This is a genomic window from Rhodovulum sp. 12E13 (assembly GCF_003340565.1).
In the GTDB taxonomy this organism is placed as follows: domain Bacteria; phylum Pseudomonadota; class Alphaproteobacteria; order Rhodobacterales; family Rhodobacteraceae; genus HLUCCA09.
In genome coordinates this window covers 12,204-26,996 of record NZ_QPLK01000015.1, presented here as the reverse complement: position 1 = coordinate 26,996, position 14,793 = coordinate 12,204, and the positions used below count along the sequence as shown (strand labels likewise).

Here is a 14,793-nt window from a genome sequence, read left to right as displayed (position 1 = left end):
GACGCGCCGCACGCTTCTCCGTCTAGCTCTCGTCCTTCGCCGTTCCCCGGTGCCTGGCCCGCCTGCGCGCCACCACCTCCGGGTCCCGTTGCAGGACGCGCCATAGCGCGGCTGAGGCGAGCACCAGCAGCACCGACATCGGCAGCCCGAAGCTGATCGCGGCGTTGCGGATGGCCGTGAGCCCGCCGAGCAGCAGCAGCGTCACGGCCACCGCGCCCTCCGAGACCGCCCAGAAGACCCGCTGCGCCCGCGGCGGGTTCGGGTCGCCCCCCGACGTCACCATGTCGTCGACGAGCGAGCCCGAATCGGAGGAAGTGACGAAGAACAGCAGGATCACCAGCGTGGCGAGCGCGATGGACAGCGTGGATAGCGGCAGCGTCTCCAGCACCGCCCGCAACGAGGCGCTCTCGTTCTCGTTCACCGCCGCGATCAGGTCGGCCCCGTCTCCGGCGCGCTGCGCCTCGAGGCCGGTGCCGCCGAAGATTGCGAACCACAGGAAGGTGAGCAGCACCGGCACGAGCAGCACGCCGAGGATGAACTCCTTGATCGTCCGCCCCCTGGAGATGCGGGCGACGAAGATCGCCACGAAGGGCGCCCAGGAAATCCACCACCCCCAGTAGAACAGCGTCCATGTCGTCTGCCAGTCGCTGTCGGCACCGGGATCGAGATAGAGGCTCATCCGCGGCAGCGTCTGCAGGTACTGGCCCAGCGCCGAGACGAACAGCTCGACAACGTAGAGCGTGGGGCCGACCAGCAGGACGAAGGTGCCCAGCGCGACCATCAGGTAGAGAGTGGCCCGGCTGAGCATCTGCACGCCGTTATGGATGCCCGAGACGACCGAGATCGTGGCGAGCCCTGTGATGCCGGCGATCAGCGCCGTCTGCACCCGAACGTCGTCGGGCCAGCCGAAGAACGAGGACAGCGAGGTGTTGATCTGCATCGCGCCGAGGCCCAGCGAGGTGGCCACCCCGAGCAGTGTGCCGACGGTGCACAAGATGTCCGTCCCGTGCCCGATCGGGCCCCGGACGCGCTCGCCGATCAGCGGCTCCAGCACCGAGCGCGGGGCTAGCGGCAGGCCGCGGTTGAAATGGGCGTAGGCCACCGCGAGGGCGAGCACGATGTAGATGCCCCAGGCGTGCAGACCCCAGTGGAAATAGGCCAGCCGCGTGGCCTCGATCACCGCCGCCTCGGTCATCGGCTCCGCCTCGAGCGGATCCTGGTAGTGAAAGAGCGGCTCGGCCACGCCGAAATAGACCAGCCCGATCCCCATGCCGGCGGCGAAGAGCATGCCGAACCAGCCCACCCGGCCGAATTCGGGGTCCGCGTCCGGCCCGCCGAGGCGGATCCGCCGGGCCGGCGAGGCCAGGATCGCGAAGGTCAGGATCAGGAACCCCGTGACCACGAGCACATAGTACCACCCCGCGTAGCGCGTGATCGTCGTCTGCACGGTCTCGAACGCGGCGGCGGTCGCCTGGGTAAAGCCCGCCCCGGCCACCACGAAGGCGATCACGACCGCGGCCGAGCCGAAGAACACGGTCGGCTGCATGCGCGAAACCAGTCTGCGCGCGAGATCGGCCATGCCTGCGTCGCCTCCTTTCCGTGCCGGTGTCCGGCACGGGTGCGGCAACGGCGGCACGTCTCGCCTTGTTCCACGGCGCTCTCCACGGTGCGGCGCAGGGGCGCGGTTTACATCCCCGCCCGCGCCCTTACGCTGACGGCATCCCTTACGCGCACCCGTGCAGACACGCGGCCGCGTCAATCCACCCCTCATCCACAGACACCGGAGGCAGCCATGACCACCGTCAAGGCAGGCGACACCGTGCGCATCCACTACACCGGCACCCTCGCCGACGGCACCACCTTCGACTCCAGCCAGGGCCGCGATCCGCTGGAATTCACCGTGGGCTCGGGCCAGATCATCCCCGGCCTCGACAGCGCCCTGCCGGGCATGGAGGTCGGCGACCAGAAGAAGGTCGAGGTCGCCGCCGACGAGGCCTACGGCCAGAAGGACCCGGCGGCGATGCAGTCCGTCCCGCGCGGCGAGATCCCGGACCATATCCCGCTCGACATCGGCACCCAGCTGCAGGTGCAGGACGGCTCGGGCCGCGTCGCCCAGGTGCAGGTGGCCGAGGTCACCGACGAGACGGTCGTGCTCGACATGAACCACCCGCTCGCGGGCGAGGATCTCACTTTCGACATCGAACTGGTCGAGAAGGTCTGAACGCCGGCCCGGGCCGGGAGCGCGACCCGCGTGCCCGCGGGCACGACGGCCCGCCCACCCGGCGATCCCTCGCCTGCGCGCGCCCCGCCCCCGCTTCTTCTTGCGCAAAATATCCCCGCCGGAGGCACCGCCCCGCCCCCGGCGGGGCATCCAGAAGGCGTGCGCCGAAGGCGCTCCGCTGCACGGGCCGGCGATCGCCGGGGCTTGCCCTCGCCGTCCGGGCGGGGGATGACGGGGGCGACCCGCGGGAGGCCCCGATGAAGATCGCCACCTTCAACATCAACGGCATCAAGGCGCGGCAGGCCGCGCTGCTCGACTGGCTGGAGGCAGCGGCGCCCGACGTTGCGCTGCTGCAGGAGATCAAGTCGGTCGACGAGAGCTTTCCGACCGCGCCCCTCGAGGCCCGCGGCTACCATGTCGCCACCCACGGGCAGAAGGGCTTCAACGGCGTGGCGATCCTGTCGAGGCGGCCGCTCGAGGATGTCTCGCGCGGGCTGCCCGGCGACGCGACCGACAAACAGGCCCGCTGGATCGAGGCGACGGTGGCGGGCGAGAGCCGGCGGGTGCGCCTGTGCGGCCTCTACCTGCCCAACGGCAATCCCGCGCCGGGGCCCAAATACGACTACAAGCTCGCCTGGATGGCCCGGCTGAAGGCGCGCGCCGAGGCGCTTCTGGCCGACGAAGTGCCGGCGGTGATGGCGGGCGATTACAACGTCATCCCGCAGGACGAGGACGCCGCCCGCCCCGAGGCGTGGCGGGCAGACGCGCTGGCCCTGCCCGACAGCCGCCGCGCCTTCCGCGCGGTGCTCAACCTCGGTTTCACCGACGCCTTCCGCGCCCGCGTGCCGGGCCCGGGCCACTACACGTTCTGGGATTACCAGGCCGGCGCGTGGGACCGCGACGACGGCATCCGCATCGACCACGCCCTTCTCACCCCCCAGGCGGCCGACCTTCTGACGGGTGTGGGCATCGACCGCGATGTCCGGGGCGGCGAGAAGCCCTCCGACCACGTCCCCCTCTGGATCGAGCTCGACGCCTGAGCGGCCGGGGACGACACGGCGCATGCCCGCGACCGTCCGGCTCTGACGGTGCGCCTTCGGCGCGCGCCCCTTGTGGCCCCGCCTGCGGCGGGGGAATGCCTCCGGCGGGGATATTTGCAGCAAGAAGAAGCCGGCGGCGCACGGGGATCGAGATCGAGTCGCGCCGGCTGGGTGCCGCCGCGGTCGTGGCAGCGCCGCCCTGGCGTCTTTCCGTCGCAGGCTCGCCCCGTGTTGCGCCTGTCTGAACCGCAGGGCGTGCGCGGGGCACGCCCCGGGCGCCGCGCGGGGCCCGGGCTCAGGCCTCGAGGCCGAGCTTGCCGCGAAGGAAGCCCACGGCCTGCCCCAGCCCGTCCGGGGCGATGCCGTGGCCGGTGCCCTGCATCGTGTAGGTGTAGGTCTCGAAGCCCCCTCGCGCGAGGTGGCCTGCCGCCTCGTCCATCGAGGCGTGGGGCACCACGTCATCGGCGTCGCCGTGCAGGAGCAGCACCGGCGGTTTCGAGACGGCCTCGCCCAGCCGCTCGGGCACCAGCAGACGCCCGGAGAAGGCAGCGATGGCCGCGACCGGCCGGGCGCGGCGAGGGGCGACGTGCAGGCTCATCATCGTGCCCTGGCTGAACCCCACCAGCGCCAGCCGGTCGGCCGTCAGCCCCTCCGCCTCGAGCACATGGGTCAGGAAGGCGTCGAGATCGGCGGCCGCGCGCTCGAGCCCGGCCAGCGACTCCGCCTCCGACGAGCCGTCGATCCAGGGGATCGAGAACCATTGCCGCCCCATCGGCGCGGCCGCGCAGGGCTCGGGCGCGTCGGGCGCCCAGAAGGCGGTGCCGGGCAGGTGCGGCGCGAGCGGGTCGGCGAGGCCCAGCAGATCGGCACCGTCGGCGCCGTAGCCGTGCAGGAAGACCACCGCCTGACGCGCCTCACCCGCCGCCGCGCCCCGGCGCCCCGCCTGCAAGTCCCGCGTCATGTCACCCCCTCGCGCGCTGTCTCCACGTGGAAGTACGCCCACAGCAGCCGCGCCGCAACCGCCCGCCACGGCGACCACGCCTCGGCCATCTCGCGCAGCGCGCGCTCTGCGGGGCGTTCGGGCAGCCCGAACAGCAGCCGCGCCGCTTCCTGCAGGGCGAGGTCGCCGGGGGCGAACACGTCGGCGCGGCCGAGCGAGAACATCGCGTAGATCTCGGCCGTCCAGCGCCCGACTCCCGGAACGGCGGTGAGAGTGGCGACCACCTCCGCCTCCGGTGCCGCGCGCAGGGCGGCGTAGTCGATCTCCGCCTCGGCGAGCGCGCGGGCGTAGCGGATCTTCTGTCGCGACAGCCCGCAGGCGCGCAGCGCGTCGTCGCCCGCCCCCGCCACCGCGGCCGGCTCGGTCAGCCCCGCGGCCTCGAGCCGGCCCCATATGGCGCGGGCCGAGGCGACCGAGACCTGCTGGGACACGATCGCCGACAGGAGCGCGCCGTAGCCGTCCTCGCGCAGCCTCAGCGGCACCTCGCCCGCCCTCTCAAGCGCGTGGGCGAAGCGCGGCTCGCGGGCGGCGAGCCACGCCGCCCCCTCGGCCACGCAGGCCGGTCCCCGGATCACGCGGCCGATACCGTCACTCTCTCGCATCGTTTCCATACCTGCCCTTTTCGACCGGTCATGGCCTGTGGTATCCTGACGCGGCAACCGGAGTTGTGATCGTCATGGCGTTCGACGCGCTTCCCTCGGGCGTCCGACTGCTGCCCGAGCTCATCACCGAAGAGCAGGAGTCCGCCCTGGTGGCGGCGCTCGACGATGGCGTGTGGGAAGACGGGGCACGCGATGACGGGCACCGCTCGCAGCAATTCGGCTGGTGGCGCCCGCAGTTGCTGGCGCAGTCGGGCCAGCCCGACCGCTTCCTCGGCGCCCTGCCCGACTGGGCCGCCCCGCTCGTCAGCCGCCTGCACGTGCTCGCCCCGTTCGACTATGCCCCGGATCACCTCGTGGTGCGGGAGCTGGTGCCGGGCGCCAGCCCCCAGTTGCGCAAGGGCGAGGGACGCACGGTCGCGACGCTGGCATTGCTCAACGACCTGCCGGTGCGCTTCCGCAAGCGCGAGGGCTCGGGCGACTGGCATCTCAGCCAGCCGCGCCGCTCCCTTCTGGTGCTGACCGAGCGCTTCGACCGGTCGTGGGATCGCACGATCCTGCCCACCGGCCTTCCGGAAGGGGGGCAACCGCACGTCACGGTCGCGGGGCACCCTGCCGGACTCCCCTCCGGCCGCCTTCTCACCCTGACCTTCCGCCGCGTATCCGAGAGCTGAGGCGCGCGCGAGCCGCGGTCGCCACTGGCCCCGGCAGTCGCTTGGCCCCGTCAGTCGCTTCACCCCGGACAGTCACTCTGCCCCCGGACATGCAAGACGGGGCGCCGCACCCGGCCGCGCCCCTCCCCGAACGTCCGCGCGCGCCCCGGCGCGCACCGTGTCAGGCGCGCGCCCGTCCCACCGCCGCCCACGCGGCCGGCAGCAGCAGCGCGGCCAGTGCCAGCTTCATCGCGTCGCCGACCAGGAAGGGCGCCAGGCCCCAGGCCAGCGTCTGCTCCCACACGCTCGCGTAGGTCTCGGGACGGAACATCCCCTGCTCGATCAGCAGGCCGAGCCAGGCGAGGCCGGGGACGTAGAGAACGACGTTGCCGATCAGCATGGCAAGCGCCATCCACAGGACCGACCGGTCCCAGCCGCGGCGGGCGAGCCAGCCCATCGCGCCCACCGCCAGCACGTAACCCGCGAGGTAGCCCCCCGTCGTGCCCATCATGTAGTCGATGCCGGCAAGCCCGGCGGCCGAGCTCTGGAACACGTCGAAGCCGAGCGCGCCGATGACCATGTAGGCAAGGATCGTGGTGAGGCCGAGGCGCGGCCCGTAGGCGGCGCCGATCGTCAGCACCGCGAAGGTGCCGAGGTTGACGGCCACCGGCGAGGGCGGCACCGCCACCTTGACTTGCGCGGCAACCGTCAGCAACGCCACGCCCAGGGCCACCAGCGCCGCCTGCTTGGCACGCAGCCCCAGCCCCTGCCGCGGCCCCAGCGCCTCCGCCAGCGCCATGTTGCCGTAAAGCCCCTGATCCGTCGCGGTCGCCATCGGCCCGCCTCCCTTGCCGGTGTCACTTTCCTCGCGTGTCCTGCCGCAAACCCGCCCCCCGCGCAAGCGCGGGCCGCAGCGCCGTGTCTTGGGCCCGACCGTAGCGCGACACCATCCGGTAGTCCTTCCGCGGCCCCCGCACCTGCCACACGGCGTCCCACCGGGGCCACGCGGAGAAATCATAGGCGACGCGGTAGAGGTCGGGCGGGCAGTCGTGCACCGCCCCGGGCTGAAGCTCCCCCGCGTCGAAGTCGTGAAACGCCCGCCCGTCGGCGAAGAGCACACCGACGCGCCCCGCGCCGGCCCGCCAGAGATAGCGCCGCTCCGCGCGCATCGGTGGCTGCCCGGCCAGATGCAACTCGCCCGCCTCCGAATAGGCCAGCCCCGCCCCGTCGGGCACGAACGTCGCCACGCCCTCGAACCGCCCCGCCGTGCCCGCCCGCCGGTCGTCGATCTCGCGCGACAGACGCCACGCCCCCGCGAGCGCGGCCAGCAGCGCCTCGGCCGCGTCGGCGTCTGCCCCCTGCTTCTTCTTGCTCAAAATATCCCCGCCGGAGGCATCCGCCCTCTCCACCCGCGCGGCGCTGGACGTGCCCGCGCCCCCGGTCTAGGAGCGACGCCGCAGCAAGAAAAGAGGCGCGCCATGATCCCCCGCTATTCCCGCCCCGAGATGGTCGCGATCTGGTCGCCCGAGGCGAAGTTCCGCATCTGGTTCGAGATCGAGGCCCATGCCTGCGACGCGCAGGCCGAACTCGGCGTGATCCCGAAGGCGAACGCCGAGGCGGTGTGGCGGGCGAAGGACGCCGAGTTCGACGTGGCTCGCATCGACGCGATCGAGCGCGAGACGCGGCACGACGTGATCGCCTTTCTCACCCATCTGGGCGAGATCGTCGGCCCCGACGAGGCGCGCTTCGTCCACCAGGGGATGACCTCGTCGGACGTGCTCGACACCTGCTTCAACGTCCAGCTCACCCGCGCCGCCGACCTGCTGATCGCCGGCACCGAGCGGCTGCTCGCCGCGCTGCGCGCCCGCGCCTTCGAGCACCGCCATACCGTGCGCATCGGCCGCTCGCACGGCATCCACGCCGAGCCGACCACGATGGGCCTCACCCTCGCGCGCTTTTTCGCCGAGATGGACCGGGCGCTGTCGCGTCTGCGCGACGCCCGCGCCGAGGTTGCGACCGGCGCGATCTCGGGCGCCGTCGGCACCTTCGCCAACATCGACCCGGCGGTCGAAGAGCATGTCTGCGACCGGATGGGCCTCGTGCCCGAGCCGATCTCGACCCAGGTGATCCCGCGCGACCGGCACGCGATGTTCTTCGCAACGCTCGGCGTCGTGGCCTCCTCGCTGGAAAACATCGCCATCGAGATCCGCCACATGCAGCGCACCGAGCTTCGCGAGGCCGAGGAGTTCTTCGCCAAGGGGCAGAAGGGCTCCTCGGCCATGCCGCACAAGCGCAACCCGGTGCTGACCGAGAACGTGACCGGCCTCGCGCGCCTCGTCCGCTCGGCGGTGGTCCCGGCGCTCGAGAACGTGGCGCTCTGGCACGAGCGCGACATCTCGCATTCCTCGGTGGAGCGCGTGATCGGCCCCGACGCGACCGTGACGCTCGACTTCGCGCTCCACCGGATGGCGCAGGTGGTCGAGCAGCTCGTGATCTACCCCGAGAACATGAAGCGCAACCTCGAGGCGACGCGCGGGCTGATCCACTCGCAGCAGGTGCTGCTGGCGCTGACGCAGAAGGGGCTGTCGCGCGAGGCGGCCTATTCGGCGGTGCAGGGCGCGGCGATGCGGGTCTGGGAGGGGGGCGGCGACTTCCTGACCGAGATCTCGGCCGATCCGCAGGTGAGCGCGGCGTTCACCGGCCCCGAACTCGCCGCGCTGTGCGACATCGGCCCCCACCTGCGCCACGTCGACACGATCTTCGCCCGCGTCTTTCCGGAGTGACCGCGCGGCGAGGCGCAGGATGCGCCCGGTCATGGGGCGAAACGCCCGCAAAGCGGGCGGTCGCTGAACGCGCGTTACGGTTGACATGCACCTGCAGCAAGATTCTTTCTTGGCAGGTGCCGCGGGCGTGCTACCCTCCATCATGCCAACAGAACGGGAGCGACCCATGAAGCTGAAAGCGACTGCCGTGGCCCTTGCCCTCGCCGTGATGCCGACGATGGGCTTCGCCCAGTGCAGCTGGGACAAGACGCCGGCCTCGACGGCCTCGACCTGCCCGGAGGGTCAGACCTACGACGCGCCGTCGGGCACCTGCGTGACGCAGGCCACGTCGTAAGGCCACACGACCGAGTCTTTCCAGCGCCCCGCCGGTCGGCTCCGGCGGGGCGCGTCCGTTCCGCGCCGCGACCAGTCCGGGCCGCGACCAGTCCGGGCCGCGACCAGTCCGGGCCGCGACCAGTCCGGGCCGCGAACACACCGGCGCGGCCGGGCGGCCACCGCACTGCCGGCCACGGCCTGCCAACCCGGATGCAGCCGGAATTCCCCGAGCTTGCGGCCCGGCCCGGCCGCGACCACCACGACCCGCGACTTCGTCAAGGCGTGTTCCGCTGCGGCAGGTTGGCACCTGCCAACCCTCTGTTAAGCCCGGCCCTCTAGCAAGGGGCGACCACCGCCCGGAGCGTCGCCTTGCCGTCGGATCTGCCCTCGCTCGCCCTTCCCGACCCCGCCGCGCCCGACGGCGTGCCGGCCCCCCTCACGCGGAAGCAGAAGGCCGCCGTGATCGTACGCCTGCTGATCGCCGAGGGCGCGCAGCTGCCGCTCGACCGGATGCCCGACGAGATGCAGAGAGAGCTGACCGCGCAGCTCGCCGCCATGCGCCGGATCGACCGCGACACGCTGCGCGCCGTGGTCGAGGAGTTCGCCGACGAGCTCGACTCGATCGGCCTGCACTTTCCCGGCGGGCTGGCCGGCGCGCTCGGCCTGCTCGAGGATCACCTCTCGCCCGCCACGGCCGCGAGGCTGCGCCGCGAGGCCGGTGTCGCCGCCAAGGGCGACCCGTGGGAGCGGATCGCCGGCCTCTCGGCCGAGCGACTCGTCCCCGTGCTCGAGGAGGAGAGCACCGAGGTCGGCGCCGTCCTGCTCGCCAAGCTGGAGACCAAGCGCGCGGCCGAACTGCTCGCGCTGCTGCCGGGCCCACGGGCGCGCGAGCTGTCCTACGCCATCTCCAAGACGGGCGCGGTCGACCCCGACACGGTGCGCCGGATCGGCCTTGCGCTCGCCGGCCAGCTCGACGCCGAGCCGGTGCGCGCCTTCCCCGACGGCCCGGTGCAGAAGGTGGGCGACATCCTCAACGCCGCCCGCACCACGACCCGCGACGACGTGCTCGAGGGTCTGGAGGAACAGGATTCCGAGTTCGCCGCCGAGGTGCGCCGTGCCATCTTCACCTTCGCCAACATCCGCACCCGCATCGCCGGGCGCGATGTGGCACGCATCGTCAAGGCGATCGATCCCGACACGCTGCGCACCGCGCTCGCCTATGCCGGCCAGTCCGACGATCTCGTGCCGGCCCGCGATTACGTGCTCGACAACATGTCGAAGCGCATGGCCGAGGGCCTGCGCGAAGAGATGGCCGAGGCCGACCCGCCCACGACCGATGCCGGCGAAGAGGCGATGGCGGTCATCATCGCCGAGATCCGCCGCATGATCGACGCGGGCGAACTGCTGCTCGTGGCCGAGGAGGGCTGAGGCCCCGCCCCTCTCCCGGCGCGGATGCCGCTTCGGGCGTTGGGGCCGCCCCGGGCAGGCGTCGCGCCGGCACCCCTGGACGTGCCGTTTCGCCGGATAGCACCCTACGCCGGCACCGCGGGTGGCCCTCCGTCGCGTCCGCTCCCGGCCTCTCCGGTTTCGCCCCCTGCAAGCCCGCCCCCGTGTCGCCTCGGCACGCTCTCGCCCGACGTCTGCGCACCGCGCTGCCGATGCCGTCGAGATCCCGCCTGCCCTTGCCCCCGCGGCGGCCCCGGCCTACCCCTGCGCGGCCGGGAGAGGGACATGGCAAACCAGACAGGCGCCGCCAGCGGCGCGCAGACGTCCGACGAGAACGAGGGTGGGCGTGTCGATGCCGCCGACCAGGCGGCGGATCTCGCGCTGCGCGCCCTCGTGGGGGTGGCGCGGACACTGCCCTACGATGCGCGCATCCGCTTCGGCGGCGCGGTCTTTGCCCGCGCCGTGGCGCCGCTGACGCGGATGGGCGCGCGAATCGACGAGAACCTCTCCTACATTTACCCCGACCTCTCCGCCGCAGCCCGCCGGCAGCGCGCCCGTGCCGCCGCCCGCCAGGCCGGGCGGCTTCTGATGGAGAACTATTCCTCGACCGAGCTCGCGCGGCGCATGGCCCGCGTCGTGCCAACCGGCCCCGGCCTGCCGGCGCTCGCCGCGGCGCGAGACGAGGGGCGGCCCGTCCTGCTGCTGACGGGGCATTTCGGCAACTACGAGGCGGCCCGCGCCTGCCTCGTCGCGCAAGGCTACGTGATCGGCGGGCTCTACAGGCCGATGGCCAACGCGCTGGTCAACCGTCACTACGTCGCCACGATGCAGGCGATCGGCGGCCCGATCTTTCCGCAGGGCCGCGCCGGCACCAAGGGGCTGATCGCCCATCTCAAGCGCGGCGGCATGGCGATGATGCTCAACGATCTCTACACCGGCACGGGCGTGGCGCTGCCCTTTCTCGGGCGCCCCGCCATGACCTCTCCCCACCCCGCCGAGATCGCGCTGCGCACCGGGGCCGAGGTGGTCTGCGTCTTCGGCACGCGGCGCGCCGACGGCCTGTCCTTCGATGTCGAGGTCGAGGCGCCCCTGCCCCGCACCGACGCCCTCGAGATGACACGCGCCTACAACGACGCCGTCTCGGCGCGAATCCGCGCCCATCCCGAGCAATGGTTCTGGATGCACCGCCGCTGGAAACGGAAGTGGAACCGCGGCGAGGGGATGGAGCCGGGCCTGCACCCCGCCGAGCTGCCCAGCCGCCGCTCGCGCCTCTGAGCGCGCGCCTCGTGCGTATTTGGACCAGAAAGAAGCAGGGCGTCGCGGCGCGTCCGCCGCACTGGCCCGGGGCGTGGCGCTCGCGTCGGGGCGGGCCACCGGCCACGGTCACCGGGGCGGGGCACCGGGGCGGGGCACCGGGGTGCGCAAGGCCGCGATACGCGGCGGCGGCAGACCGGGGCTTCACAGGCGGGGCTTTGGCCGCTACCTCCGCTGCATGACACGAGAGCTTCACATCGTGGGCGGGGGCATGGCCGGGTCCGAGGCCGCGTGGCAGGCGGCCGAGGCAGGCGTGCCGGTCGTCCTGCACGAGATGCGCCCCCGCGTGGGCACCTTCGCGCACAAGACGGGCGACCTCGCCGAGATGGTCTGTTCCAACTCCTTCCGCTCGGACGACGACGAAACCAACGCCGTCGGCCAGCTCCACTGGGAGATGCGGGCGGCGGGCGGCCTGATCATGAACACGGCCGACGCCCATGCCCTGCCCGCCGGCGGCGCGCTCGCCGTCGACCGCGAGCCCTTCGCGGCCGAGGTGACGCGGCGGCTGCGTGCCCACCCCAACGTGCGCGTCGTCGAGGGCGAGATCACCGCCCTGCCCGACGCGCCCGCCATCGTCGCCACCGGCCCGCTCACCTCTGGCGCGCTGGCCGAGGCGATCGCCACCGAGACCGGGCAGCAGGCGCTCGCCTTCTTCGACGCGATCGCGCCGATCGTCTACGCCGACACGATCGACATGGGGGTGGCGTGGCGGCAGTCGCGCTATGACAAGGGCGACACCGAGGACGAGCGCACCGCCTACATCAACTGCCCGATGACGCGCGACCAGTACGAGGCCTTCGTCGACGCTTTGCTGTCTGCCGACGTGACGACCTTCAAGCCCGGCGAGACGGCCCAGTATTTCGACGGCTGCCTGCCGATCGAGGTGATGGCCGAACGCGGCCGCGAAACGCTGCGCCATGGCCCGATGAAGCCGGTCGGCCTGACCAATCCGCACCAACCCGACGTGAAGCCATGGGCGGTCGTCCAGCTGCGCCGCGACAACGCGCTCGGCACGCTCTACAACATCGTCGGCTTCCAGACCAAGATGCGCTACGGCGCGCAGACGCAGGTGTTCCGCATGATCCCCGGGCTGGAAGAGGCGCGCTTCGCCCGGCTGGGCGGTATCCACCGCAACACCTTCATCAACTCGCCCACTTTGCTCGACGCCCAGATGCGGCTGCGCTCGCGGCCCCACATCCGGTTCGCCGGCCAGATCACCGGCGTCGAGGGTTACGTCGAATCGGCGGCGATGGGGCTGCTGGCCGGTCGCCTCGCCGCGGCCGAGCTGCAGGGCCGCAGCCTGCCGCCCGTGCCCGACGTCACCGCGACCGGCGCCCTGCTCGCGCACATCACCGGGGGGGCCGAGGCCCGCACGTTCCAGCCGATGAACGTCAATTTCGGCCTGTTCCCGCCGGTCGACGCGAAGGGCGGGCGCAAGGGCCGGCGCGAGCGCTACCGCGCCTATACCGACCGCGCCAAGGCCGCCTGGCAGGGCTGGCTGTCGTCCGACCGGCAGGCGGCGGCCTGAGCGGGGCGCAAGGGTTTCTGTCGCGGCGCGTCCGTGATAGGGGCTTTCCCATGCACAAGAGATTTCTGGACGAGGTCTACGCGGCCGATGGGCCGCGCGCGGTCGTCGAGCTGTATGACGAATGGGCCGATACCTACGAGTCCGAGCTCGCCGAGGCCTCCTATGCCACGCCCGACCGAATAGCTGCCGCGCTGGCGGGAACCGACACATCGCTCGAGACGCGCGTACTCGACATCGGCTGCGGCACGGGGCTGTCCGGGCAGGCGCTGGTGTCCCACGGCTTTACCCTCGTCGACGGGACCGATGTGTCGGCCGCGATGCTGGCGGAGGCAGAAGCCAAGCAGATCTACGGCCGGCTCTGGCAGACCGACCCCGCCGCGCCGCTCCCTGTCAATCCCGGCGACTACGGCGCCATCGTCGCCGCCGGCGTGGTCAGCCCCGGCGCGGCGCCGGCCTCGCTCCTGGGCGACATGGCCGGACTGCTCGACACTGGCGGCCGCCTCGCCTTTTCCTTCAACGACCATGCGCTGGCGGATGACGACTACCTCGCCGCCCTGCGTGCCCTGGAAGACGGCGGCCTGCGCCCGATCTTCGAGGAGTACGGCGACCATCTGCCGGCGCGCGACCTCAACGCCACGGTCTACGTCTTCGAGAAGGCGTGAGCTCGGTCACGCGCTTCGCGCCCAGCCCCACGGGGCCGCTGCATCTCGGCCATGCCTTCTCGGCGCTCACCGCCTTCGCCCGTGCCGACGCCGCCGGTGGCGTGATGCTCCTGCGCATCGAGGATCTCGACCGCAGTCGCGCCCGCCCCGAGTGGGAGGCGCTGATCGCGGAGGATCTCGCGTGGCTCGGCCTGACCTGGCCCCGCCCGGTCATGCGCCAGTCGGAGCGTAGCGGCGCCTATGACGACGCGCTCGCGCGGCTGTGGGAGGCGGGCCTGCTCTACCCCTGCACCTGTTCGCGCCGCGACATCGAGGCCGCGGCCGGCGCCCCGCAGGAGGGCGCCCCGCTCCTCGGGCCCGACGGGCTGATCTATCCCGGCACGTGCCGCGCCGACGCGGCGGGGCCGGTGCCGCCCGGCGGCGCCCTGCGGCTGAACATGAGAAACGCCGTTGAAGATCTTGGCCAAATTAGATTTTCAGAGACAGGCCGCGCACCCCTTGGCACCGTGAGCGTCGCGCCGGAAACCCTGATCGAGGGGATTGGCGACGTGGTGCTGCGCCGGCGCGACGGGGCGGCCGCCTACCACCTCGCCGTTGTGGTCGACGACGCTGCGCAGGGGATCACCGAGGTCGTGCGCGGGGAAGACCTGTTCGAGGCGACCGCGATTCACGTCGTCCTTCAGCACCTGCTGGGCCTGGCCACCCCCGCCTATCACCACCATCGGCTGATCCGCGACGAGCACGGCAAACGCCTGGCGAAGCGCGACGACGCCCGTGCCCTCTCTACCCTGCGCGCCGAGGGCTGGACGCCGCTTGACGTGCGGCGCGCGGTCGGCCTCTAGGCTTCCGGCGCCATGAGCTCGACCTCGGCCCCGTCGCGGATCGAGGTGTAGAAGCACGTCCGCCGCATCGTGTGGCAGGCGGGGCCGGTCTGCGCGACCAGCAGCAGCAGGCAGTCGCGGTCGCAATCCACCCGCAGCTCGACCAGCCGTTGGGTGTGGCCCGAGGTGCCCCCCTTTTCCCAAAGGGCGTTCCGGGAGCGAGACCAGTAGGTTACGCGCCCCGTCTCAAGCGTCGCACGAAGGCTTTCGGCCGACATCCAGGCCATCATCAGCACCTCGCCCGTCTTGGCGTCCTGGGCGATGGCGGGGATCAGGCCGCGGTCGTCCCAGGCCAGCGTCGCAGGATCGAACACGCCTCCGTGCGGCGATTCAGGCATGGGCGCTCCTTTC

General features: G+C 72.3%; 16 protein-coding genes. 10 read left to right on the top strand and 6 right to left on the bottom strand.

Going from position 1 to position 14,793, the window contains the following annotated elements:
- Nucleotides 1–22: 22 nt before the first annotated feature.
- Complete coding sequence (locus DLJ49_RS13465) at nucleotides 23–1,579, bottom strand: BCCT family transporter (RefSeq protein ID WP_115394077.1); 1,557 nt, start codon at nucleotides 1,577–1,579, stop codon at nucleotides 23–25.
- A gap of 213 nt (nucleotides 1,580–1,792) precedes the next feature.
- On the opposite strand from DLJ49_RS13465, the gene DLJ49_RS13460 reads away from it, so the two are divergent.
- Nucleotides 1,793–2,221: an FKBP-type peptidyl-prolyl cis-trans isomerase gene (locus DLJ49_RS13460; RefSeq protein WP_115394076.1), complete on the top strand. Its 429-nt coding sequence runs from the start codon at nucleotides 1,793–1,795 to the stop codon at nucleotides 2,219–2,221.
- Nucleotides 2,222–2,478: 257 nt separating this feature from the next.
- Nucleotides 2,479–3,261, top strand: a complete 783-nt coding sequence (gene xth, locus DLJ49_RS13455) for an exodeoxyribonuclease III (protein WP_115394075.1) — start codon at nucleotides 2,479–2,481, stop codon at nucleotides 3,259–3,261.
- A 295-nt stretch (nucleotides 3,262–3,556) separates the two neighbouring features.
- Here xth and DLJ49_RS13450 read toward each other — a convergent pair whose 3' ends face one another.
- Nucleotides 3,557–4,222 (bottom strand): alpha/beta hydrolase, encoded by a 666-nt coding sequence (locus DLJ49_RS13450; protein WP_115394074.1) that lies wholly within the window; start codon nucleotides 4,220–4,222, stop codon nucleotides 3,557–3,559.
- Nucleotides 4,219–4,863, bottom strand: a complete 645-nt coding sequence (locus DLJ49_RS13445) for a DNA-3-methyladenine glycosylase family protein (protein WP_115394152.1) — start codon at nucleotides 4,861–4,863, stop codon at nucleotides 4,219–4,221. The genes DLJ49_RS13450 and DLJ49_RS13445 overlap by 4 nt, the downstream gene beginning before the upstream one ends.
- A 74-nt stretch (nucleotides 4,864–4,937) precedes the next feature.
- On the opposite strand from DLJ49_RS13445, the gene DLJ49_RS13440 reads away from it, so the two are divergent.
- Nucleotides 4,938–5,534: a hypothetical protein gene (locus DLJ49_RS13440; protein ID WP_147277313.1), complete on the top strand. Its 597-nt coding sequence runs from the start codon at nucleotides 4,938–4,940 to the stop codon at nucleotides 5,532–5,534.
- Nucleotides 5,535–5,694: 160 nt separating this feature from the next.
- Here DLJ49_RS13440 and DLJ49_RS13435 read toward each other — a convergent pair whose 3' ends face one another.
- Nucleotides 5,695–6,348 carry a biotin transporter BioY gene (locus DLJ49_RS13435; RefSeq protein ID WP_115394072.1) on the bottom strand — a complete coding sequence of 218 codons (654 nt, stop codon included), beginning with the start codon at nucleotides 6,346–6,348 and terminating at the stop codon, nucleotides 5,695–5,697.
- A 22-nt stretch (nucleotides 6,349–6,370) separates the two neighbouring features.
- Nucleotides 6,371–6,889 (bottom strand): DUF6314 family protein, encoded by a 519-nt coding sequence (locus DLJ49_RS13430; RefSeq protein WP_199533375.1) that lies wholly within the window; start codon nucleotides 6,887–6,889, stop codon nucleotides 6,371–6,373.
- A 102-nt stretch (nucleotides 6,890–6,991) separates the two neighbouring features.
- Between DLJ49_RS13430 and purB the strand changes: the two genes are divergently transcribed.
- From purB to gluQRS, 7 genes are all read left to right on the top strand, one after another.
- Complete coding sequence (gene purB, locus DLJ49_RS13425; RefSeq protein ID WP_115394071.1) at nucleotides 6,992–8,296, top strand: adenylosuccinate lyase; 1,305 nt, start codon at nucleotides 6,992–6,994, stop codon at nucleotides 8,294–8,296.
- A 166-nt stretch (nucleotides 8,297–8,462) separates the two neighbouring features.
- Nucleotides 8,463–8,630: a hypothetical protein gene (locus DLJ49_RS21790; protein WP_158547466.1), complete on the top strand. Its 168-nt coding sequence runs from the start codon at nucleotides 8,463–8,465 to the stop codon at nucleotides 8,628–8,630.
- A 350-nt stretch (nucleotides 8,631–8,980) separates the two neighbouring features.
- On the top strand, nucleotides 8,981–10,039 hold the full coding sequence (locus DLJ49_RS13420; RefSeq protein WP_115394070.1) for a flagellar motor switch protein FliG: 1,059 nt from the start codon (nucleotides 8,981–8,983) through the stop codon (nucleotides 10,037–10,039).
- 303 nt (nucleotides 10,040–10,342) lie between these two features.
- On the top strand, nucleotides 10,343–11,332 hold the full coding sequence (locus DLJ49_RS13415) for a lysophospholipid acyltransferase family protein (protein WP_115394069.1): 990 nt from the start codon (nucleotides 10,343–10,345) through the stop codon (nucleotides 11,330–11,332).
- A gap of 217 nt (nucleotides 11,333–11,549) precedes the next feature.
- Entirely contained in the window at nucleotides 11,550–12,899 is a 1,350-nt protein-coding gene (gene trmFO / locus DLJ49_RS13410; protein WP_115394068.1) for a methylenetetrahydrofolate--tRNA-(uracil(54)-C(5))-methyltransferase (FADH(2)-oxidizing) TrmFO, read from the top strand.
- 50 nt (nucleotides 12,900–12,949) lie between these two features.
- Nucleotides 12,950–13,561, top strand: coding sequence for a class I SAM-dependent DNA methyltransferase (locus DLJ49_RS13405; protein WP_115394067.1), 612 nt, complete (start codon nucleotides 12,950–12,952; stop codon nucleotides 13,559–13,561).
- Nucleotides 13,558–14,403: a tRNA glutamyl-Q(34) synthetase GluQRS gene (gene gluQRS, locus DLJ49_RS13400; protein WP_115394066.1), complete on the top strand. Its 846-nt coding sequence runs from the start codon at nucleotides 13,558–13,560 to the stop codon at nucleotides 14,401–14,403. Before DLJ49_RS13405 ends, gluQRS begins: the two co-directional genes overlap by 4 nt.
- On the opposite strand, the gene hisI is transcribed toward gluQRS, so the two are convergent.
- On the bottom strand, nucleotides 14,400–14,780 hold the full coding sequence (gene hisI, locus DLJ49_RS13395; RefSeq protein WP_115394065.1) for a phosphoribosyl-AMP cyclohydrolase: 381 nt from the start codon (nucleotides 14,778–14,780) through the stop codon (nucleotides 14,400–14,402). The two genes, gluQRS and hisI, sit on opposite strands and share 4 nt — an antisense overlap.
- Nucleotides 14,781–14,793: the final 13 nt, after the last annotated feature.